Source organism: Nonomuraea sp. NBC_00507, from assembly GCF_036013525.1.
Classification (GTDB): domain Bacteria; phylum Actinomycetota; class Actinomycetes; order Streptosporangiales; family Streptosporangiaceae; genus Nonomuraea.
The window spans coordinates 8,362,561-8,383,169 of sequence record NZ_CP107853.1; the positions used below are offsets into that span (position 1 = coordinate 8,362,561).

The 20,609-nt window shown below is 71.0% G+C and carries 25 protein-coding genes; 12 read left to right on the forward strand and 13 right to left on the reverse strand.

Translation table 11 applies throughout. The annotated features are described in order from the left end of the window. Positions 1–10: 10 nt before the first annotated feature. From OHA25_RS40350 to OHA25_RS40375, 6 genes are all read right to left on the reverse strand, one after another. On the reverse strand, positions 11–238 hold the full coding sequence (locus OHA25_RS40350; RefSeq protein ID WP_327582168.1) for a hypothetical protein: 228 nt from the start codon (positions 236–238) through the stop codon (positions 11–13). A gap of 144 nt (positions 239–382) precedes the next feature. Further along, on the reverse strand, positions 383–589 hold the full coding sequence (locus OHA25_RS40355; RefSeq protein WP_305924757.1) for a cold-shock protein: 207 nt from the start codon (positions 587–589) through the stop codon (positions 383–385). Between the two features lie 167 nt (positions 590–756). Further along, complete coding sequence (locus tag OHA25_RS40360; RefSeq protein ID WP_327582169.1) at positions 757–3,258, reverse strand: ATP-dependent Clp protease ATP-binding subunit; 2,502 nt, start codon at positions 3,256–3,258, stop codon at positions 757–759. 73 nt (positions 3,259–3,331) lie between these two features. After that, positions 3,332–3,652, reverse strand: coding sequence for an aldo/keto reductase (locus OHA25_RS40365; RefSeq protein WP_327582170.1), 321 nt, complete (start codon positions 3,650–3,652; stop codon positions 3,332–3,334). A gap of 86 nt (positions 3,653–3,738) precedes the next feature. Beyond that, positions 3,739–4,401: an aldo/keto reductase gene (locus tag OHA25_RS40370; RefSeq protein WP_327582171.1), complete on the reverse strand. Its 663-nt coding sequence runs from the start codon at positions 4,399–4,401 to the stop codon at positions 3,739–3,741. Positions 4,402–4,406: 5 nt separating this feature from the next. After that, complete coding sequence (locus tag OHA25_RS40375) at positions 4,407–5,051, reverse strand: SDR family oxidoreductase (RefSeq protein ID WP_327582172.1); 645 nt, start codon at positions 5,049–5,051, stop codon at positions 4,407–4,409. Between the two features lie 23 nt (positions 5,052–5,074). On the opposite strand from OHA25_RS40375, the gene OHA25_RS40380 reads away from it, so the two are divergent. Further along, the gene (locus tag OHA25_RS40380; RefSeq protein WP_327582173.1) at positions 5,075–5,764 is read left to right on the forward strand and encodes an HAD family hydrolase; all 690 of its coding nucleotides are present in this window, start codon (positions 5,075–5,077) and stop codon (positions 5,762–5,764) included. 63 nt (positions 5,765–5,827) lie between these two features. Beyond that, positions 5,828–7,252 carry an NADP-dependent phosphogluconate dehydrogenase gene (gene gndA / locus OHA25_RS40385; RefSeq protein WP_327582174.1) on the forward strand — a complete coding sequence of 475 codons (1,425 nt, stop codon included), beginning with the start codon at positions 5,828–5,830 and terminating at the stop codon, positions 7,250–7,252. A gap of 37 nt (positions 7,253–7,289) precedes the next feature. Here the strand turns inward: gndA and OHA25_RS40390 are convergent, their stop codons facing one another. Both OHA25_RS40390 and OHA25_RS40395 read right to left on the reverse strand, forming a co-directional pair. Continuing rightward, entirely contained in the window at positions 7,290–7,847 is a 558-nt protein-coding gene (locus OHA25_RS40390) for a DUF6529 family protein (protein WP_327582175.1), read from the reverse strand. Beyond that, positions 7,847–8,551, reverse strand: coding sequence for a hypothetical protein (locus tag OHA25_RS40395; protein ID WP_327582176.1), 705 nt, complete (start codon positions 8,549–8,551; stop codon positions 7,847–7,849). Before OHA25_RS40395 ends, OHA25_RS40390 begins: the two co-directional genes overlap by 1 nt. Positions 8,552–8,692: 141 nt before the next feature. On the opposite strand from OHA25_RS40395, the gene OHA25_RS40400 reads away from it, so the two are divergent. Next, entirely contained in the window at positions 8,693–8,998 is a 306-nt protein-coding gene (locus OHA25_RS40400; protein ID WP_327582177.1) for a hypothetical protein, read from the forward strand. Between the two features lie 23 nt (positions 8,999–9,021). On the opposite strand, the gene OHA25_RS40405 is transcribed toward OHA25_RS40400, so the two are convergent. Then, a complete protein-coding gene (locus OHA25_RS40405) occupies positions 9,022–9,801 on the reverse strand; it encodes an acyl-CoA thioesterase domain-containing protein (RefSeq protein WP_327582178.1) in 780 nt (259 codons plus the stop codon). Positions 9,802–9,805: 4 nt separating this feature from the next. Further along, positions 9,806–9,916: a hypothetical protein gene (locus OHA25_RS61605; protein WP_442941942.1), complete on the reverse strand. Its 111-nt coding sequence runs from the start codon at positions 9,914–9,916 to the stop codon at positions 9,806–9,808. 3 nt (positions 9,917–9,919) lie between these two features. Here OHA25_RS61605 and OHA25_RS40410 point away from each other — a divergent pair, with 3 nt between their 5' ends. Beyond that, positions 9,920–10,321: a hypothetical protein gene (locus OHA25_RS40410; RefSeq protein WP_327582179.1), complete on the forward strand. Its 402-nt coding sequence runs from the start codon at positions 9,920–9,922 to the stop codon at positions 10,319–10,321. Here the strand turns inward: OHA25_RS40410 and OHA25_RS40415 are convergent. Further along, positions 10,318–10,671, reverse strand: a complete 354-nt coding sequence (locus OHA25_RS40415; RefSeq protein ID WP_327582180.1) for a VOC family protein — start codon at positions 10,669–10,671, stop codon at positions 10,318–10,320. The two genes, OHA25_RS40410 and OHA25_RS40415, sit on opposite strands and share 4 nt — an antisense overlap. 88 nt (positions 10,672–10,759) lie before the next feature. Here OHA25_RS40415 and OHA25_RS40420 point away from each other — a divergent pair, with 88 nt between their 5' ends. Both OHA25_RS40420 and OHA25_RS40425 read left to right on the forward strand, forming a co-directional pair. Next, the gene (locus OHA25_RS40420) at positions 10,760–11,635 is read left to right on the forward strand and encodes a helix-turn-helix domain-containing protein (protein WP_327582181.1); all 876 of its coding nucleotides are present in this window, start codon (positions 10,760–10,762) and stop codon (positions 11,633–11,635) included. A gap of 41 nt (positions 11,636–11,676) precedes the next feature. After that, positions 11,677–12,108 (forward strand): type II toxin-antitoxin system PemK/MazF family toxin, encoded by a 432-nt coding sequence (locus tag OHA25_RS40425; protein WP_327582182.1) that lies wholly within the window; start codon positions 11,677–11,679, stop codon positions 12,106–12,108. A gap of 72 nt (positions 12,109–12,180) precedes the next feature. Here the strand turns inward: OHA25_RS40425 and OHA25_RS40430 are convergent, their stop codons facing one another. Further along, positions 12,181–13,110: a hypothetical protein gene (locus OHA25_RS40430; RefSeq protein WP_327582183.1), complete on the reverse strand. Its 930-nt coding sequence runs from the start codon at positions 13,108–13,110 to the stop codon at positions 12,181–12,183. Between the two features lie 219 nt (positions 13,111–13,329). Between OHA25_RS40430 and OHA25_RS40435 the strand changes: the two genes are divergently transcribed. Continuing rightward, positions 13,330–14,571 (forward strand): NAD(P)/FAD-dependent oxidoreductase, encoded by a 1,242-nt coding sequence (locus OHA25_RS40435; RefSeq protein WP_327582184.1) that lies wholly within the window; start codon positions 13,330–13,332, stop codon positions 14,569–14,571. A 272-nt stretch (positions 14,572–14,843) separates the two neighbouring features. On the opposite strand, the gene OHA25_RS40440 is transcribed toward OHA25_RS40435, so the two are convergent. After that, positions 14,844–15,479 carry a TetR/AcrR family transcriptional regulator gene (locus tag OHA25_RS40440; protein ID WP_327582185.1) on the reverse strand — a complete coding sequence of 212 codons (636 nt, stop codon included), beginning with the start codon at positions 15,477–15,479 and terminating at the stop codon, positions 14,844–14,846. 89 nt (positions 15,480–15,568) lie between these two features. On the opposite strand from OHA25_RS40440, the gene OHA25_RS40445 reads away from it, so the two are divergent. The 5 genes from OHA25_RS40445 (at position 15,569) to OHA25_RS61610 (ending at position 20,581) form a co-directional block, all read left to right on the forward strand. Continuing rightward, positions 15,569–15,934: a YybH family protein gene (locus OHA25_RS40445; protein WP_327582186.1), complete on the forward strand. Its 366-nt coding sequence runs from the start codon at positions 15,569–15,571 to the stop codon at positions 15,932–15,934. Between the two features lie 153 nt (positions 15,935–16,087). Beyond that, entirely contained in the window at positions 16,088–16,801 is a 714-nt protein-coding gene (locus OHA25_RS40450) for an SDR family NAD(P)-dependent oxidoreductase (RefSeq protein WP_327582187.1), read from the forward strand. Positions 16,802–17,107: 306 nt separating this feature from the next. Further along, positions 17,108–18,124 carry a LacI family DNA-binding transcriptional regulator gene (locus tag OHA25_RS40455; protein ID WP_327582188.1) on the forward strand — a complete coding sequence of 339 codons (1,017 nt, stop codon included), beginning with the start codon at positions 17,108–17,110 and terminating at the stop codon, positions 18,122–18,124. After that, positions 18,121–19,629, forward strand: coding sequence for a sugar ABC transporter ATP-binding protein (locus tag OHA25_RS40460; protein ID WP_327582189.1), 1,509 nt, complete (start codon positions 18,121–18,123; stop codon positions 19,627–19,629). Before OHA25_RS40455 ends, OHA25_RS40460 begins: the two co-directional genes overlap by 4 nt. Beyond that, positions 19,613–20,581 carry an ABC transporter permease gene (locus OHA25_RS61610; protein WP_371825985.1) on the forward strand — a complete coding sequence of 323 codons (969 nt, stop codon included), beginning with the start codon at positions 19,613–19,615 and terminating at the stop codon, positions 20,579–20,581. The genes OHA25_RS40460 and OHA25_RS61610 overlap by 17 nt, the downstream gene beginning before the upstream one ends. Positions 20,582–20,609: the final 28 nt, after the last annotated feature.

The following is a 20,609-nucleotide window of genomic DNA, read 5'->3' on the forward strand; positions in this document are numbered from 1 at the left end:
GCGGTCACCGTCACAGCTTGACGAGTTTGGCGTAGGGCGCGTTGATGCGGCGCGTCTCCGCACCGAAATCAACGAGGACGGCCACATCCTGCTCGACGGCGATGACGCGGCCGAGGCCGTATTTGTCGTGGCTGACCTGGTCCCGCACGGCGAACTGCTCGATGGGAGGTGGAGGAGGCTCGGCAACGTTGAAGGGGCTTCCTGGCAGGCGTCGCCGGGCCGCGGCGTGAGGTCTCATTGGTTTCAGTATGCGCCCTTCTGACGAATAAAGCGACCGGTCACGGAGGAGCCGGCGCGAAAGCACGGATGTGCGGGGGGAGCCGGGGACGCCACAGATCCGGGCCCGCAGCGGTGCGGGCCCGGATCCATGACATGTGCCAGGTCAGGCGGCGACGATGTTCTCCGCCTGCAGACCCTTCTGGCCCTGGACGACGTCGAAGGACACCTTCTGGCCCTCGTGCAGCTCCCGGTAGCCGCCGCTGGCGACGATGTTGGAGTAGTGCGCGAAGACGTCGGGGCCGTCGTTGTCCTGAGCGATGAAGCCGAAGCCCTTTTCGGCGTTGAACCACTTCACGGTTCCGGTTGCCATATCGATCTCCTCGAGATGTGTGCAGGAACGCAATTCGCACCGTGCGAATTGCCGTGTCGCCGCGATGAGCCCATCCGGAGATGACCGGAAAAGAAAAACGCGCCCGAAGATCACAGTCTGTCAGGCGCGCACAAAGTCTTTATGGGTACCACAACTACAACTGCAGTTCAGTCTAGCACACGTTTCGGGTCCACCGCCCTGAGCCGGAGCTGGTCGTTCTCGATGTCGACCGTCACCCTGCCGCCCTCAGACACCTCGCCGGTCAGCAACATCGTGGACAGCCGGTTGTCCAGCTCCCGCTGCACCGTCCGCCGCAGCGGCCGGGCCCCGAACTCCGGCTGGTAGCCGCGCTGCGCCAGCCAGTCCTTGGCCGGGTCCGTGACCTCCAGCGTGACGTCCTGTCCGCGCAGCCGCTGCCGGGTGCGCTCCAGCATCAGGTCCACGATCCGGCGCAGCTGGTCGCGCTCCAGCCGCTTGAAGACGATCGTCTCGTCGATGCGGTTGAGCAGCTCCGGCCGCAGGGAGCGGCGCAGCAGGTCCATGAGCCGGCTCTCGAGCTGCGCGGGGTCGGCGGTGGACTCCAGGATGAGCTGGGCGCCGAGGTTGCTGGTCATGATGACGATCGTGTTGGTGAAGTCCACCGTGCGGCCGTGCCCGTCGGTGAGGCGGCCGTCGTCGAGCATCTGCAGCAGGATGTTCATGACGTCCGGGTGGGCCTTCTCGACCTCGTCCAGGAGGATCACGCCGTGCGGGCGGCGGCGTACGGCCTCGGTGAGCTGGCCCGCCTCCTCGTACCCGACGTATCCGGGCGGCGCGCCGATGAGGCGCGAGAGCGTGTGCCGCTCCTGGTACTCGCTCATGTCGATGCGCACCATGTGCTCCTCGCCCCCGAACAGGGCCGCGGCGAGCGCCCTGGCCAGCTCGGTCTTGCCGACGCCCGTGGGGCCGAGGAACAGGAAGCTGCCGATGGGCCGGTTGGGGTCCGACAGTCCCGCCCGCGCCCTGCGTACCGCCTCCGCGATCGCGGTCACCGCCTCGTCCTGGCCGATCACGCGCTGGTGCAGGTGCTCTTCGAGGCGCATGAGCCGATCGCGTTCCTGCTCGGTGAGCTGGGTGACCGGGATGCCGGTGCGGCGGGAGACGACCTCGGCGATGTCCTCCACCATGACCTGCGGCACGGTCTCCGTGCCCTGCCTGGCGCGCTGCAGCTCCGGCCGGACCTTTTCGATCTCCCTGGTCAGGTCCTTGGCCCGGTCGAAGTCGTCAGCGGCGACGGCCTGATCCTTGTCGCGGCGCAGCGAGTCCAGGCGTTCCTCCAGCTCCCGCACGTCGCTGCCGGGGGTGCGTGAGCGCAGCCGCACCCTGGCCGCGGCCTGGTCCATCAGGTCGATGGCCTTGTCGGGCAGGAAGCGGTCGGAGATGTAGCGGGCCGACAGGGTCGCGGCGGCGTCCAGGGCCTCGTCGGTGATGCGGACCTGGTGGTGGGCCTCGTACGCGTCGCGCAGCCCCGCCAGGATCGCCACCGTCTCCTCCACGGTCGGCTCGGCGACCAGGATCGGCTGGAAGCGGCGTTCGAGTGCCGCGTCCTTCTCGATGTTCTTGCGGTATTCGTCGATCGTGGTGGCGGCGACGACGTGCAGCTCGCCGCGGGCCAGGGCGGGCTTGAGGATGTTCGCCGCGTCCATGCCGCCCTCGGCGGCGCCGGCGCCGACCAGGTTGTGCACCTCGTCGATGAAGACGATGATCTCGTCGGCGTGCTCGCGCACCTCGTCGATGACCTTCTTGATGCGGTCCTCGAACTCGCCGCGGTATTTCGTCCCGGCCACCATCCCGGTCAGGTCGAGGGCGACCACGCGGCGGTCCTTGAGCGGGTCGGGGACGCTGCCGTTGACGATGCGCTGGGCGATGCCCTCGACGATCGCGGTCTTGCCGACGCCGGGCTCGCCGATGAGGCACGGGTTGTTCTTGGTACGGCGCGACAGCACCTCGATGGACTGCTCGATCTCGTCCTCACGGCCGACGACCGGGTCGATCTTGCCCTGCCGGGCCTGCTCCGTGAGGTCCCGGCCGTACTCGTCCAGCGAGGGCGTGTTCGTCGCGCGGCGGGCTTCGCCTCGGCGGGCCGGGCCCGCCAGGATGGCCTGCTGCAGCTCGTTCGCCGAGACGCCCTGCTCCTGCAGGAGGCGGGCGGCGCTGGAGTCCTGGTTGGCGGCCGCCGCGAGCAGCAGGTGCTCGGGGCCGATGTAGGAGGACTGGAGGGCGCGGGAGATGCGCTGGGCGTCGAGGATGGCGCGTTTGGCGGCGGGCGAGAGGGTCGTGGGCGGCTCGGCGGGCAGGCCGGGGCCGCTCATCTCGTCGATGCGGTCACGCAGCCGCCCCAGGTCCACCCCTGCGGTACGCAGCATGGCCTGGGTGACGTCGTCGTCGATCAGCGCGTCCAGCAGGTCGAGCACGTCGAGGTCCGGCGCGCCGCGCTGCCCGGCCGCCTCCAGCGCGCGCCGGAGCACCTCCCGGGCCGAGGCGCTCAGGAGCTTGCCCACGTCCACCCGCTGCACGCTGGGCCGGGTCGGCGGCCAGCCCTCCACGCCGCCGAACACCCGGCCCGTGAGCTCCTCGAACCCTCTGAACGGATCTCCACCGAAAAACGACCTGAACGGCATGTCCGCCATCGAATGCCCCCTCTACGCTCCAGGGGACACCTAGCCGTCCAGGCCGCAAGCGATAGCCAGTAATCAGCAAGTATCAGGTCAGGGGCCGCCGGCGCAGGCTCGCCTCGGCCAGCTGCGGCGGCTGCCAGCCCGCGTCGGCCGGGTTGAGCGTGACGCCGGGCGCGACGATCTCGTCGATCCGGTCGAGCACGTCGTCGCTCAGCCGCACGTCGGCGGCGGTGAGCTGGCTCTCCAGGTGCTCCATGGTGCGCGGCCCGATGATCGCCGAGGTCACGGCCCGGTGCCGGATCGTGAACGCGATCGACAACTCGATCAGCGTGATCCCGGCCTCCGCGGACAGCACGGCGAGTTTCTCGACCGCGTCGAGCTTGCGCTGGTTGACCTCCTGCGTCATGTCGTAGCGGTCGGGCAGCCGCTGCGCCCTGCGGGTCCGATCCGTACGGAGATCAACTGTGGTGACGAAGTCCCCGCGATACGCGACTAGCGGTTGCCGCTCAGCCAGCCGCCGGCGAGCGGGCTCCAGACGATGACGCCCATGCCGTACTTCTCGGCCACGGGCAGCACGCCGGCCTCGATGCCGCGCACGAGCGGCGAGTACGGCGGCTGCTCGCACACGAACCGTTCCAGCCCGCGCCGGTCCGACGCCCACTGCGCCTCGACGATCTGGTGGGCGGGGAAGGTGGAGCTGCCGAGGTAGCGGACCTTGCCCTGGCGGACGAGGTCGGTGAGCGCGCCGAGGGTCTCCTCGATGTCGGTGTCCGGGTCGGGGCGGTGGATCTGGTAGAGGTCGATCCAGTCGGTGCCGAGACGCCTGAGGCTGTTCTCGACGGCCTGGAAGATCCAGCGGCGGGAGTTGCCCCGCTCGTTGGGTCCCTCCCCCATGACGCCGTGGCACTTCGTGGCCAGCACCACGTGGTCCCGCTTGCCGGACTTGGCGAGCGCCTGGCCGACGAACTCCTCCGACTGCCCCTGCGAGTAGACGTCGGCGGTATCGATGAAGTTGATCCCCGCGTCCAGCGCCCGGTCGATGATCCGGGCCGACTCGCCGGGGTCGGACTCCCCCCACCAGCCGAACATCATCGCGCCGAGGCAGAGCGGACTGACCTTGAGTCCGGTACGTCCGAGTACACGATATTCAGTCATGGTTCTCACTCTGTCGCGACGAGGGTGCGGATGGGCGTCGCGCCCGAGACGAGTTCCAGGGTCCGGCCGGCCGTGCCCGGGTTGTCGAGCAGCGCCATGATCACGGCGGCCACGTCGTCGCGCGGCACCGACCCCGGCGGCACCTCGGGCGCCAGCCGGACCAGGCCCGTGCCCGGCTCGTCGGTCAGGCGGCCGGGGCGGACGATCGTCCAGGCCAGGCCGTCGCGGCGGCGCAGGTCCTCCTCGGCGGCGGTCTTGGCGTCGATGTACGCGGCCCACACCTCGTCCCGGCCCGGCGCCGGCGGCCTGCCCGCACCCATGGAGGAGATCTGGATGAAGCGCCCCACTCCCGCTCTCTCCGCGGCGTCGGCGAGCAGCACGGACGCGGCCCGGTCCACGGTGTCCTTGCGTGCCGCGCCGCTGCCGGGTCCCGCGCCCGCGGCGAACACCACGGCGTCCGCGCCACGCACGATCTCCGTCACCTCGTCCAGGCTCGCCTTCTCCAGGTCGCAGACCACGGCCTCGGCTCCGGTGGCCTCGACATCGGCGACGTGGGCAGGGTTGCGTACCAGGCCGACCACGCCCGACTTGAGGCGCTCCGCCAGCCGCAGCCCGATCTTCCCATGGCCACCTGCAATGATGATCCGCATATCCCCATGGTGTCATGGACCCCATGAGCGACTTCCCGCAAGCTCCGACGCCCGCCTTCCTCTTCGACCTTGACGGCACCTTGATCGACAGCGTTTACCAGCACGTCATCGCCTGGCGGCAGGCGTTGTCGAGCATGGGGATCGACCTGTCGGTGTGGCGCATCCACCGCCGCATCGGCATGAGCGGCGGGCTGTTCGTCAGCGCGCTGCTGCGTGAGACCGGGCTGAAGCTGTCGCGGGAGCAGATCGACCAGCTGCAGACCACGCACATGGAGGCGTACGAGCAGCAGGTCCACTCCGTCAAGCCGCTGCCCGGCGCGGCCGAGCTGCTGTCGGAGCTCACCACGCGCGGCGTGCCCTGGGTGATCGCGACCAGTGGGTATGCGCGCACGGCCAGGCTGGCGCTCGGCATGCTGGGTCTGCCGGAGGATACCCCGATGATCACGCGCGACATGGTGCGGCGTGCGAAGCCCGACCCCGACCTGTTCCTGGCCGGGGCGGACCTGGTGCGTGTGGATCCGCGGCATGCCATGGTGGTGGGCGACAGCGTCTGGGACCTGCTCGCCGCCCGCCGGGCCGGCGCGCTCGGGATCGGACTCCTGTCGGGAGGGTATGGGAGGGACGAGCTCGAACGTGCGGGAGCCTTCAGGGTGTACTCCGATCCGGCGGACATGCTGGCCAGGCTTGACGAACTCGGCGTGCGTTTCGATTAAGAGGGAATATCCCCCCGAACTCCCGGGCTGGATCAGGCGTATTCCCCATAAAGGAGCTTGAAAATGGACTTGGCAGACATCGGCGTCACGGGCCTGGCCACCATGGGGCGCAACCTGGCACGCAATCTCGCCAGGCACGGCTACGCGGTGGCCGTGCACAACCGGACGTACGGCCGTACCCAGCAGCTGGTCAAGGAGTTCGGCGGGGAGGGCACGTTCGTGCCGTCCGAGGACCTCGCCGCCTTCGTGGCCTCGCTGAAGCGGCCCCGGCGGGCGATCATCATGGTCAAGGCGGGTGCGGGCACCGACGCGGTGATCGACCAGCTCGCCGACCTGATGGAACCGGGCGACATGATCGTCGACGGCGGCAACGCGCACTTCGAGGACACTCGCCGGCGCGAGGCCGCGCTGCGTGAGCGGGGCATCCACTTCGTCGGCACCGGCATCTCCGGCGGCGAGGAGGGCGCGCTGCACGGCCCGAGCATCATGCCGGGTGGGTCGAAGGAGTCGTGGGAAGCGCTCGGCCCGATCCTGCAGGACATCGCGGCCAACGTGGACGGGGTGCCGTGCTCGGTGCACGTGGGCCCGGACGGCGCGGGGCACTTCGTGAAGATGGTGCACAACGGCATCGAGTACTCGGACATGCAGCTCATCGCCGAGTCGTACGATCTGCTGCGTCAGGCCCTGGGCGCGACTCCGGCCGAGCTGGCCGAGGTGTTCAGGGAGTGGAACCGCGGCGAACTGGACTCCTACCTGATCGAGATCACCGCCGAGGTGCTCGAGCAGGTGGACGCCGAGACGGGCAAGCCGTTCGTGGACGTCGTGGTCGATCAGGCCGAGCAGAAGGGCACCGGCCGCTGGACCGTGCAGAGCGCGCTCGACCTCGGCGTCCCGGTGACGGGCATCGCTGAGGCGACGTTCGCCCGGGCGCTGTCCGGGCACCCGGAGCAGCGGGCCGCCGCCGCGTCCCTGGCGGGGCCGAAGTTGTCCGGGGTCGGCGGGCGGGAGCTCATCGAGGACGTGCGGCAGGCGCTGTACGCGTCCAAGATCGTGGCGTACGCGCAGGGCTTCGACCAGATGGCGGCAGCCTCGAAGGAGTACGGCTGGGACCTGGACCTGGGCGCCATGGCCACCATCTGGCGGGGCGGCTGCATCATCAGGGCCAAGTTCCTGGACCGGATCCGCTCCGCGTACGACGCCAATCCGAACCTGCCGACGCTGCTGGCCGACCCCACGTTCGCGGCGGCGCTGGACGCGGCGCAGGAGGCATGGCGGCGCGTGGTCACCACGGCGGTGCAGATCGGCGTGCCCACGCCGGGCTTCTCCTCGGCGCTGGCCTACTACGACGGGCTGCGGCGCGACCGGCTGCCGGCGGCGCTGGTGCAGGGGTTGCGCGACTTCTTCGGCGCGCACACCTACCACCGGGTGGACAAGGAGGGCTCCTTCCACACCGACTGGTCCGGCGACCGCGCCGAACACCCGGCTTAGCCGCGGTGCGGCCCGCTCCGATCGGAGCGGGCCGCCATCACCATGTCAGGCCGGCCGTCGTGAAGAACCACAGCGACGAGGTCACCCAGAGGGCCACCAGCGCCGTGAAGGCCAGCCCGCCCAGGATGGGGAACGCCCACGGGGGGATCCCGCGCCGGGACAGGGCCAGCATCTTGGTGGTGAAGATCCCGTAGAAGAAGCAGCCCGCCAGGGAGTGGACCAGCACGCGGGTGTCGTCGTAGCGCGCCCCCAGGGCGTACAGGCAGTGGAAGGCGACCGGCAGCGTCAGCAGGAACGCCAGCCGGCCCGACCAGCGGTGCAGGCCATAGACCCAGGGCAGGTCCAGCCGGATCCGGCCCCACATCACCAGGGAGGAGAAGAGCTGGACCCCGGCGAGGAGGAACGCCCCCGTGGTCAGCCAGGCCTTCATCGGGAGCGCGCCGGAGAAGCCCGCGACGCCGACGGCGAAGCCGGTGGGCTGGTGCAGCGTGCCGTAACGGCCGAGGGCGACGGCGACGAGAGCGCCCACGCCGAGGGGCAGGAGCAGCAGGATGGCGCCCGGGCCGGACTGGCGGGTCACTTCGGTGTCGTACATCACAGCCCTCCCATGAATGCGTCCACGTCCTCAGGGGTGATGACAGCGCCCTTGATCACCGTGGCCTGCCCGGGCTCGGGGATCTCCGCGGTGACCAGTGCGCCGTCCAGGGTCACGGCGCCGACTCTGCTGCCGTCCGGCAGGTAGATCCATCCGGCCACCAGCTTCGCGCCCCGGACCAGCGCCGTCGCCCGGTAGAGGCCCGACGGCTTGCGCACCGTCGGCGCGGTGAAGTCCCAGCGCTGATCGCCGATCGACAGTTCGCCGACGGCCGCGCCATCGGCGATCTCGGCGCTCACGTCGGCGCCGCCGAAGCCCTCCAGGGTCAGGATGCCGCCGTCGGCCGTGCCCTGGAACCAGGCTTCGGTCCTGCCATCGCAGAAGTACGCGATCGCCTTGGCACCGCGAACGGAGATCGCCAAGAGCCCGCGGCTGCCCCGGACCCGGGTCGCGTAGTCGGCGCGGACGACCCCGGTCGCGGGCGCGGCGCTCGGGCTGCCGGTCGGGGTCTGGGCAGGTTCTTGCGGTCCGGCCGCCGGGTAGTCCTCGCCGGCGGTGCCGGTCGGCGTCGGGTTCTCCATGGACGCCGAGGTCATGGCGCCGGGCTGGGGTGGTGGGGGCGACTCGGCGAGGCTGAGCGACACCAGGGCGGCCGTGGTCGCCATGCCCGCCAGCAACGTGAGGATGGGGCCTGGCCTCGTCATGGTCTCCCGCCTTTGATCCGTTGGAGCCTCTCCCAGTGCGTACGCGGGAAACGCGCCGGCGGTTCACTGATCCGGACGCCTTCGTCACAGAGGGGATGTCACCGTTGTACGGCGATGGCCGGTGGCAGCATCATGGACCTTATGATCGTTCGCACATGGCGGGGCTGGACGCGATCGAGCGACGCGAGGGCCTACGAGGCCTATCTGCTGCGCACCGGCTTCACCGGATACACCTCGACTCCGGGCAACCGGGGTGCCTACTTCACCACGCGCGACGCAGGCGACAGGACCGAGTTCTTCCTGATCTCCCTGTGGGAGTCGTGGGACGCGATCAAGGCGTTCGCCGGGGACGATCCGGGCAGGGCGGTCTTCTACCCCGAGGACGACGCGTTCCTGGTCGACCGGGAACGGACCGTCGACCACTACGAGGTGTTCTCCGAAGCCTGACGGGGCCCGGGGGCGCGGCCGGGTCAGCGGCCGACGATGCCGGCCGGGTTGGCCACCGCCGTCACCGTGCAGAAGCCGATTGGCCCGGTCGTGTCGTGCAGGGTGACCTGGCCGGTGGCGACGCCGGCCGCGTTCACGTGTCCCGTGGCCTCGATGCCGAGGACGTCGCTGTCCGGGAGGCGGGCGAGGGTCAGCGTGTAATCCGCGTTGATGAAACGCAGCCCGTCCGTTCCGGCGTTGCTCAGCGGGCTGGCGAAGTCGGCGGCCAGCGCCGCCCGGACGAACGGCGACACCGCTTCCTCGTCCACCAGCGGATACGTCTCCCGCATCCATGCCCGCCCCGGTCCCGGGGCGCCCCATTCGGTCAGCCGCCACAGGTCGAACGGCGGCCTCCACCCGGTCCACTCGGCCGGCGGCCCGTCCGGCGCGGGCTCGTCCCAGGCAGGCGTGACGAGGGTCTGCGGGCCGCCTGGCGGTTCGCTCTGCCGTAGCAGCACGGCGCTGGCCCGCCCGATCACGCCCTGTTCGGTGGAGATGACCGCGTCGGCGACCCGGATCCGGCGCCCGTCCCTGACCAGGGTGGTCTCCACGGTGACGGGCAGCATCGGGCTGTTGCGGAACAGGTCGACGGTCAGCCGGGCGAAGTGCAGGCCCGGCTCGCCGTGGGCCTCCTCGAGGGCGCGGGCGGCGAGCCCGCCGAGGAGGCGGCCGTGGAGCATGTCGGGGGACCAGGGGCCGCGCGCGTGCGGCGAGGGGATCAACTCCCCTTGCTTCCGGGTGAAGAACGCTGACGTCGACGACACAGAATCAGATTCTAGAGGAGAGCAGGCGCTGCCCGAGGATGTGCAGCCTTTCCTTTAGCTCGACCGGTTCGAGCACCTCGAAGTCGACGTCGAGGAAGGCCACGACCACTGACATGAGGTGGAGGTCGTCACCGCGGAGGGTGAGCACACAGGAGTGCTCGTCCACGGGCTCCACTCATCTCGGCCGCGGTCGGCGTTCGCCTCCTGGGGCCAGGACGTCGGCGGGCTGTCACCCGACGACATCCTGACCAACGTGTCCCTCTACTGGTTCACCGGCACGGCGGGCTCGTCAGGCCGCCTCTACCGGGAGAGCGCGCCCGACTGGGCGCCGCCTGACGAGCCCGACAAGACGCCGACCGGCATCGCGGTCTTCCCCGGCGACAGCACTGTGAAGCGCTACGCCGAGCAGGTCCACAACGTGGTGCACTGGTCGGAGTTCGCCACCGGCGGCCACTATGCCGCGCTGCAGGCCCCCGCGCTGCTGGCGGACGACATCAGGGCATTCTTCGCCGCCCTCTAGGCCTGCATGATGCAGAAGGGGTGGCCTTCGGGGTCGAGGAGGACGGTCCAGGAGTCGCCGCCCGGCTGGAAGCCGGGGACGGTGGCGCCCAGCGCGATCAGCTCCTTCTTGGCGGTCTCGACGTCGGGGACCTTGAACTCCAGGTGCACGTGCTTGCCCTCGTTGGGCCAGCCCGGGCCCTGGTAGCCGTCGATCCGCTGGAACCCGATCGAGACCGGGCCGCCTTCGAGACCGGCGAAGTCGGCGTCGCCGTCGGTGGCACGCCATCCGGTCGCCTTGGCGTAGAAGGCCGCCAGGGCCGTCGGGTCGGCGCAGTCGATGACTATGGAGGTCAATGTCGTCGTGGTCATGAGGCCAGCGTGCCGGTGACGGGTCGGCCGAGTCTTGAACATCCTTGCGCGCCGGGATTTGTCGGAGGGGCGGCGTAGCGTTCGTCGCGTGCGTTCCTCCGTGCTTCTCGCTACCGGGCCCGGATTCACCCTCGACGCGGTGACCTGCGTCGAGGACCACCGAGGCTGGTCGGCCACGGAGGTGAACGACCGATATCGGGTGGTGCTGGTGCGCCGCGGCACGTTCCGGCGCAAGGCCGACGGCCGGAGCGTGGTCGCCGACCCGACCATGGCCTACCTCGGGGTGCCGGGTGAGGAGGAGCACTTCGCCCATCCGGCGGGCGGCGACGTGTGCACCTCGCTGTCGCTGTCACCCCGCCTGTGGCGGGTGCTCGCCGGCGAGGGCGCCCGCACGGCACGCTCGACCATCTACGTGGACGCCCGCCTCGACCTCGCCCACCGCCGTGTGCTCGCGGCCGCGCGCAGCTGCGACACCGACTTCGCGGTGGCCGAGTCGCTGCTGCCGCTGATCGGCGCCGCCCTCGCGCAGGCTGCCGACCGCTCCCCGAAGGCCGCCATCCACCGCCCATCTGCCACCGCCGACCGGCCAGGGGCCGTCGCCGGCCGTCCAGGGCATGCCACCACGCGCACGAGCGCCGCCATCGTCGGCGCCGCCCGTGAGGCCATCACGGCCGGGCACCCGGCGGCGGGCGGGTTGCTGTCGCTGGCCGAGTTCCTGGAGGTGTCGCCTTACCAGCTCAGCCGGGCCTTCACCCGCGAGCTCGGCATCTCGCTGACCCACTACCGCAACCGGGTCCGCGTGGGGCGGGCGCTCGACCGGCTGGAAAACGGCGAGCCGGGCCTGGCCGTGCTCGCCGCCGACCTGGGGTTCGCCGACCAGGCGCACCTGACGCGCACGATCCGCCGCCATGTCGGCCACACCCCCACGGCCCTGCGCCGCCTGCTCGCGTCACGAAATCCGTGACCGGGTGGATTTCCGCCCGGCGCGGGCCGTAAGCTCCCCCAATGCGCGATCTAGGTGAGGACCCCCAGCCTGCCCGGGGTGCGGTACGCGAGGTCCACGTGCTCAACGGCCCCGCCACCCTGGCCTACTCCCCCGACCTCGACGGCCTGGCCGACCCCGGGGAGATCGTCTGGGCCTGGGTGCCGTACGAGGAGGACCCGTCCCGGGGCAAGGACCGGCCTCTGCTGGTCGTGGGCCGCACTGGGCGCAGGTTGCTGGGCATGATGTTGTCCAGCAAGGGCGACGACGGGCCCGAATGGCTGCCGCTCGGCGCGTGGGGGCGCGACGGCCGGGCGTCGTACGTACGGCTGGACCGGGTTTTCGTGCTGGACGAGGACGACATCCGGCGGGAGGGCGCGGTGCTGGATGCCGACCGCTTCGCCCGGGTCGCGGCCCGGCTCATGAAGACGCACGGCTGGGGCGCCGGCCGGTAAGGGGCGGCGGGACCGGCACGTCGGCACAGCCACCTGCCGGTAACGGCCGACGGGACGGGCACGTCGGCAAGGTCACCGGCCGGGCCCGCCGCCGCTGAGGAGTTCGGCAGGCACGATGAGGGCCTGGGCGCGCCCGGCGGGGAAGGCCCAGACGTGCTTGCCGGCCGCGATCACCAGCGCGAGCGGCGCCTGCAGCCCGAGCCTGATCACGCGCAGCGCGGCGCCGGCGACAGGGGCCAGCGCGAACAGGTCACGTCCGCCTCCCGCCAGGACCCCGTTGGCGCAGACGAGGAACGGCACCGGCCCGTCCGGCGCGCCCACGAGCCGCCTCGGCTCGCCCGACCAGGCTGAGACGCGCAGCAGCCCGCCCCGCACGCTGATCCACAGGGAGCCGGCGCACACGGCCATGCCGCCGCGCTCGCGCCGCCCCAGGTCGATTTCCCTGGGACCGCCCCGCAGCAGGGTGTCCCGTGTCGAGGTCCACCACAGCCGCCCGCCCTCCACGGCGCACGCGTCCAGGCCGGGCAGTTCCACCGGCTCCCCTAATCGGCCCGGTCCGGCCAGTCTGCGTGCCTGGCCGGCGGCGACGGCCCAGATCTCCCCGCCGCCGGCGAGCACCCGGCCGTCGAAGCGCGCGCTGGCCAAGGGCGCGCCGGCCGGATCCAGCCAGTACACCCGGTGGCCCGCGGTTCCGGCCAGGGTTCCCTGCAGCGTGCCCTCGGTCGCCGCCGTCCCCGCGAACGTCCTGGGCACCATCACCGTCTCCGGTAACGTTCCCGGCAAACCCGGCGTTCCGGCCACCGTCCCCGGCACCGCCGCCAGAGACAGGAGCTCCGGCGGGCGTGCCCTCTTGTGACCGCCGTTCTCCGGCCGGCGCAGCAGCGTGCCGGACGTCGTGTAGGCCCGTACTCCGTCGGTGCCCGCGCACCACACGGTGGTTCCATCTGATGCGGCCGCCCGGATGGGGCGCGGCAGGTCGATCTTCGTGAGGGAGAGCTCCATGCGCTGATCCTTACCCGGGACCGCGGCCTCCCCCCAGCCCGCCGTGGCGCCGCACGGGGAGATGGCCCCGCCGTCAGGCCGGCCCACGAGACACGGGCGCAGGAGACACGGGCGCACGCAGGTGGGCGGAGCCCAGCGCCCCCTCCAGAGAACGCATGCGCGCGACAGGCGGTGGCCCGGTCATCGGCCCAGGTCACCCGGGCTGCGATCATTGGGCTCATGCGTGTTGTGGTGATCGGAAGCGGCATCGTCGGAGCGGGCGCGGCCTACTACCTGAGCGGCCGGGGCGCGGACGTGACGGTGGTGGACGGCGGCTACCAGGGTGAGGCGACGCAGGCGGGGGCGGGCATCGTGTGCCCGTGGGTGGACCATCCCGAGGACGACGACTGGTACCGGCTCACCCGCGAGGGCGCCCGTCACTACCCGGACCTGGTGGAGGGGCTGGGCGAGGACATCGGGTACGCCAAGGTCGGCGCGCTGCTGGTGGCGGAGGACCCGGCGGACCTGGAGCCGGTGCGCGCCCTGCTGCGCCGCCGCCGTCCGGAAGCGCCGGAGATGGGCGAGGTCACGGACGTGGCGGACCCGGCCGAGCTGTTCCCGCCGCTGTCGGACACCCTGAGCGCGCTGCTGGTGCCGGGTGCGGCCCGCGTGGACGGCTGTTCGGTACGCGACGCGCTGCTCAACGCCGCCGTCGCCAGGGGCGCCGAGGTGCGTACGGGCGCCGCGCGGCTCACCCCGGACGGCGAGGTGATCGTGCACGCTCTGGCCGGCCCGTCCCCGACCGAGCCGTGGCGCCCGGCCGCGCCGCCCCCGCCCGCGGAGCCGCAGGGTGAGGTGAGCGGCGAGACCACGTCCTGGCGGCAGGCCGCGCCGCTCGTCCCCTCCGCCTCACCGCCCGCCACCATGGGGTCGGCCCGCCGGTTCGCCGGCGGGGGCGTTCCGCTCGAGGCCGACATGGTGATCGTCGCGGCCGGGGCGTGGACGGGCGAGGTGTGCCGGCCGCTGGGCGTGGAGCTGCCGGTGTTCCCGAGGCGGGGGCAGATTCTGCACGTGACGCTGGAAGGGATCGACACGGCGTGGTGGCCGATCGTGTTGCCCAGCGCCGGCCCGTACCTGCTGGGGTTCGCCGACTCGCGGGTGCTGATCGGCGCGACCGTGGAGGACGTGGGGTTCTCGCCGCGCGTGACGATGGGCGGCCTGAATGAGCTGATCGAGGCGGGGCTGCGGGTAGCTCCTGGGTTGTTCGGGGCGTCGGTGACGGAGACGCGGGTGGGCCTGCGCCCGGTGTACGCGCCGGGCCCGGCCCTGATCGGCCCGCTGACCGACCGCGTGGTGGTGGCGACCGGCCTGTCCGCGTACGGGCTGACGGCGGGCCCGTTCACCGGCAGGATCGCCGCCGCGCTGGCCCTCGGCGAGGAGCCGCCCATCGACGTCACGCCCTACGCGCCGCCCCGCGTGTGAGTAGTGGGCCGGGATGACCACGGTGGCGCCCAGCACCGCGGCTGCGGCCGCAGTCCGGCGGCTGTCCATCGATACCGGACGCTCCCGGAACTCGCCCTTGACGCGGGCCGCTCCGGCGTTGAGTACAGCCGCGTCGATGCTCGGGACGCGGCGGGAGACCTCAGCCACAGCACGCATTGAGGCGTTGTCGCCGCTCACGTAGACGGTGGGCAGTCCCTGCCCGGACAGGACGAACCGCGCTGGACGAGAGGACCTGCAGATCAGCCAGTGCTTCACCGCACCGGGATCGCCGGTGGTTCCTGAGCTCGGTCGGGGGCGGTGGCGCCGAGAAGGGCCAGGCAGTTCGTCCACAGAGCGTTGAGGCGTTGGGTGTTGTTGTAGAGCTTGGCGAAGAGAACTTGGCCTTCAAGCTGGGCGACGACGGATCGCGCGGCCTCGTGGGTGTCGGCGACCGTGACCTCGTCGCGCTCCCGGGCTTCGGTGATGACCTTGTCGACCATGTCGACCTGCGCCTCGAAGATCTGCTGCAGGCGTTCGCGGAGGGCTTCGGTCTGGTTGCTCATCTCCAGCGTCAGGTTCCCGAAAAGGCAGCCCGAGACGGTCCCGCAGCTTTGCTGGCCGGCGCGCTGGTCGGCTTCGGTGGCCTCGAACAGCTGCCGTAGCCGATGAAGGGGCGGGTCATCGTTCTGCAGTATCCGGTTCCAGTTGCTGCGCTGGCCTGCCCAGTGCTCGTCGATGACGGCCAGGGCGAGGTCCTCCTTGGAGGTGAAGAAGTAATAGAAACTGCCCTTCGGCACGCCTGCCGCCTTGCAGATCTCGGCCACGCCCAACGCGGAGTAGCCACGCAGCTCGATGAGTGTCTGCGCGGCGCTGAGGATCCTCTCCTTGGCATCACTCGTTCGTCCCATGTTGCCAGTGTATGACCGGTCCTCTACTTTTACTAGACCGGTCGACTATTAACATAATCCCGCGGCCACCCACCATGGAGGCAGACACCATGACCGATCCAATGCGCGAGACCCTGAACCGCTGGAAGGCCGCTTTCGACGGCCACCAAGTGGACGCGATGGCCAACCTGTTCACCCCTGACGCCCTCTTCCAGGGCTTCGGGCCCAAGGTCGTCACCGGCCGCGACGCGGTACGCGCGTACTACGAGGCGGTTCCGGACGACCGAACCGCCGAGGTCGCCGTCCTGAGCACTTACACCGTCGGCGACGAAGTGGCCGGTGGATTCGCGGATGTCACCTTCCGCGACCCGAAGGGCTGGGAAGCGGCGGTGCACCTGTCCCTGGTCCTTCGGCGCGATCCGGACACATGGCGGATCCGTCAGTACCACGTATCCCGGGTCATCCCGGAAGGCTGAGCCAGCCCTGCACCAAGGGCCTGACTACGGAACCGCCACCGTTCCCGAACGGCCGTGCGCCATCCCGCTTTGACGATTATCGACCGGTCGTCTACCTTATAGACGACCGGTCGCCTAGTACGACAGCATCCTCGAACACCAAGGAAGGTCATCATGAGCCACCACGGCCAGAAGGTCGCGGTCATCACCGGAGCGTCGCAGGGCATAGGCGCCGGACTCGTCGCCGCCTACCGCAAGCTCGGCTACGGCGTCGTCGCGACCTCGCGTACGATCGCCCCCGCCGACGACGCCGACGTCGTGACCATCCAGGGCGACATCGCCAACCCCGCCACCGCCGAGCGCGTCATCGCCGCCGGCATCGAGCGCTTCGGCCGTATCGACACCCTGATCAACAACGCGGGACTCTTCATCGCCAAGCCCTTCACCGAGTACACCGCCGACGACTACGCCGCCGTGGCCGGTGTGAATCTGGCCGGGTTCTTCCGCATGACCCAGCTGGCCATACAGCACATGCTTGCTCAAGGCAGCGGCCACGTCGTCAACATCACCACCAGCCTGGTCGACAACCCCGACTCCAATGTCCCCTCGGTGCTGGCCTCGCTGACGAAGGGAGGACTGCAGTCCGCCACCAAGTCACTGGCCATCGAATACGCGACCCGCGGCGTCCGCGTCAACGCCGTCTCGCCGGGCACGATCAAGACCCCGATGCACCCCCAGGAGACCCACCAGGCCCTCGCGGCCTTGCACCCGGTCCGGCGGTTGGGTGAAGTGAGCGACATCGTCGACGCGGTGATCTACCTCGAGAAGGCTCCGTTCGTCACCGGCGAGATCCTTCACGTCGACGGAGGCATGAGCGCCGGCCACTGAGGCGCGGAAGGCGCCCCGCGCCGGCGGCGGCCGGCGGGGCGAGGGTCGTGTCGCTCAGCTTCGCGGTGAGGCACTCGACCCGCGATGGAGAACGGGAACGACACGTTCAAGACGATCGGACAGGGCGCCGCCACGTCCGTGCCGGTCGCGACGTGGCCGCGGCTGGACGGCCTGGGCGGCCGGTACGTGGACGGCCGGGTTGGACCCGGGCAAGGGCCCCGAACGTAACCTGAACGATACTTTCAACCACTTCACAAGCATGTAACCGATTACATACCCTCATGTAACCGATTACATGGAGGTCAGGTGGCTCGCATCAAGGATGTCGCCGCGCAGGCGGGCGTCTCCGTCGCGACCGTGTCCCGGGTGCTCAACGACAACCCCTCGGTCACCGAGGAGACGCGCAACCGGGTCCACGACGCGATGGCCGCGCTGAACTACCGGCCCAACGCCGTCGCCCGGTCCCTGCGCACCGAGGCCACCAGGACACTCGGGCTGATCATCGGCGACATCCTCAACCCGTTCTTCTCCGAGCTGGCGCGGGCCGTGGAGGACGAGGCCCGCGAGGCCGGCTACACCGTGATCATGGGCAACGCCGACGAGCGCCCCGACCAGCAGGACCACTACGTGCGCACCCTGATGGAACAGCAGGTGGACGGGCTGCTGATCTGCCCGACCGCCGAGGTGACGCCCCTGGTGGAGGAGGTCAGCCGGGGGGAGCGGCCGCTGGTCTTCCTCGACCGGACGCTCAGCGGCGTGGAGGTGCCGTCGGTGCGGGCCGACGGCAGCACCGCCATCGCCGAGCTGGTCGCCCACCTGCGCGGCCTCGGGCACCGGCGGATCGCGTTCGTCTCCGGGCCGAGCACCCTGTCCACCGGGCGCGAACGGACGGAGGCCTTCCTGCGGGCGGCGGCCGAGCACGGCCTGGAGGTCCCCGAGGAGTACGTGCGCGTCGGCGACTTCCGCGCCGGCAGCGGCAGGCGGATCACCGCCGAACTCCTCGACCTGGCCGAACCGCCGCAGGCGATCTTCCTGGGCGACAACCTCATGACCCTCGGCGCGCTCGACGAGGTCCGCGAGCGCGGCCTGGACATCCCCGGCGACGTGGCGCTGGCCTCGTTCGACGACGTGCCGTGGTTCAACCACATCCATCCCCGCATCACCGCGATCAGCCAGCCCACCGCCGAGCTGGGCCGGCGCGCGGTCAGGTTGATCCTCGACGCTCTGCACGGCCGGGCCACCGACTCGGTCGTGCTGCCCGCGACGCTCGTGGTCCGCGAGTCGTGCGGAGAGACAGGCCCAGGCAAGGAGGACGGCTCGTGAGCCAGGCACGGGAGATCCTGCGCGTGGAGGGACTCGGCAAGAGGTTCCCCGGCGTGGTGGCGCTCGACGGCGTCGACTTCGACCTGCGCGAGGGCGAGGTGCACGTCCTGCTCGGCGAGAACGGCGCCGGCAAGAGCACGCTCATCAAGATGTTGTCCGGCGCCTACCAGCCCGGGAGCGGCCGCATCCTCCTCGACGGCGAGCCGGTCGCCATCCGGACCGCCGCCGACGCCCAGCGGCTCGGCATCGCCACGATCTACCAGGAGTTCAACCTGGTCCCCCAGCTGACGGTGGGCGAGAACCTCGCCCTGGGCCGGCCGCCGCGCCGCTTCGGGTTCGTCGACACGCGGCGCATGCACGAGCAGGCCCGCGGCCTGCTCGACCGGGTGGGCATCGACGTCGACCCGCGCACCCGCGTCGCCGACCTGGGCATCGCGCAGATGCAGATGGTCGAGATCGCCAAGGCGCTCGCGCTGAACGCCCGCGTCCTCATCATGGACGAGCCCACCGCCGTGCTCACCACCAGTGAGGTGCAGCGCCTGTTCGGCCTGGTCGGGCAGCTGCGCGAGCGGGGCGTGGCCGTGGTGTTCATCACCCACCACCTGGAGGAGATCGCGCAGATCGGCGACCGGGTGACCGTGCTGCGCGACGGCCGCTCGGTGGCGCAGGTGCCCGCAGGCACGCCCGAGGAGGAGCTGATCCGGCTCATGGTGGGCCGGCCCATCGACCAGCAGTACCCGCGCGAGGTCGCCGCGGCCGGCGAGCCGCTGCTGCAGGTGCGCGACCTGAGCCGGGCCGGCGCGTTCTCCGGCGTGTCGTTCGAGGTGCGCGCCGGCGAGGTCGTCGGCCTGGCCGGGCTGGTCGGCGCGGGCCGCACCGAAGTGGTCCGAGCGGTGTTCGGCGCCGACGCCTACGACTCGGGCGAGGTGCTGGTGCGCGGCCGGCGGCTGCCCGGCGGCGACGTGCGCGCCGCCATGGAGGCCGGGCTGGGTCTGGTCCCGGAGGATCGCAAGGGCCAGGGGCTCGTCCTGGGCGCCGACATCGCCGAGAACCTGGGCCTGGTCACCCTGCGCGGCGCCACCCGCGGCGGTTTCGTCGACCGGGCCGGGCAGCGCGAGGCCGCCGCGCGGGTGGCCGCCCAGCTCGGCGTGCGGATGAGCCACCTCGGCCAGGAGGTGCGCACCCTGTCGGGCGGGAACCAGCAGAAGATCGTGATCGGCAAGTGGCTGCTCGCCGACGCCAACGTGCTCATTCTCGACGAGCCAACGCGCGGCATCGACGTCGGTGCCAAGGTCGAGATCTACCAGTTGATCAATTCGCTCACCGCCTCCGGCCACGCGGTCCTCATGATCTCCAGTGATCTGCCCGAGATCCTCGGGATGAGCGACCGCGTCCTCGTCATGGCCAGAGGCAGGCTCGTCGGCGAGCTGGAGGCCGCCGAAGCGACCCAGGACTCCGTGATGGCGCTGGCCGTCACCGAGGTGGAGGATGCCCGTGTCCACTAACGTGCTGGCCGGACGGCCGGCGGCCAGGAGCCTGCTGGCCGAGAACGGCTCGCTCGCGGCGCTCGTCGTGCTCGTCGTGGCGCTGTCGTTGCTGTCCGGCGACTTTCTGACCGTGACGAACCTGCTGAACGTGGGCGTCCAGGCGGCGGTCACCGCGATTCTCGCCTTCGGCTCCACCTTCGTCATCATCACCGGCGGGATCGACCTGTCCGTCGGCGCCGTCGCCGCCCTGTCGGCGATCGTGCTGGCCTGGACGGCCGCCGACACCGGCCTGCCCTGGCCGCTGGCCACGCTCGTCGCCCTCGCCGTCGGCGTCGGGTGCGGGCTGGTCAACGCCGCGCTCATCGCGTACGGCAAGCTGCCGCCGTTCATCGCCACGCTCGCCATGCTGGGCGTGGCGCGGGGTCTGGCCCTGGTGGTCTCCCAGGGCAGCCCCATCGAGATGCCGGAGGCGGTCTCCCACCTCGGCGACACCGTCGGCGGTTACCTGCCGGTCCCCGTGCTGGTGATGACGCTCATGGGCGTGATCGCCGCCGTCGTGCTCAACCGCACCTACGCCGGCCGGGCGATGTACGCCATCGGCGGCAACGAAGAGGCCGCCCGGCTGTCCGGCATCGCCGTCAGCAGGCAGAAACTCGTCACCTACGCCCTGTCCGGCGCGTTCGCTGCGGTGGCCGGGATCGTCCTGGCCAGCCGGCTGGCCTCGGCCCAGCCGCAGGCCGCCTCAGGCTACGAGCTGGACGCGATCGCCGCCGTGGTCATCGGCGGGGCGAGCCTGTCGGGCGGCAAGGGCAGGGCGCTCGGCACGCTGGTCGGCGCGCTCATCCTGGCCGTGCTGCGCAACGGGCTGAACCTGCTGTCGGTCTCCGCCTTCTGGCAGCAGGTGGTCATCGGCGTGGTGATCGCCCTGGCCGTCCTGCTCGACACACTGCGCCGCCGAAGCGGCCGCTGACACCACCGCACAACCAGTAAGAACAAAG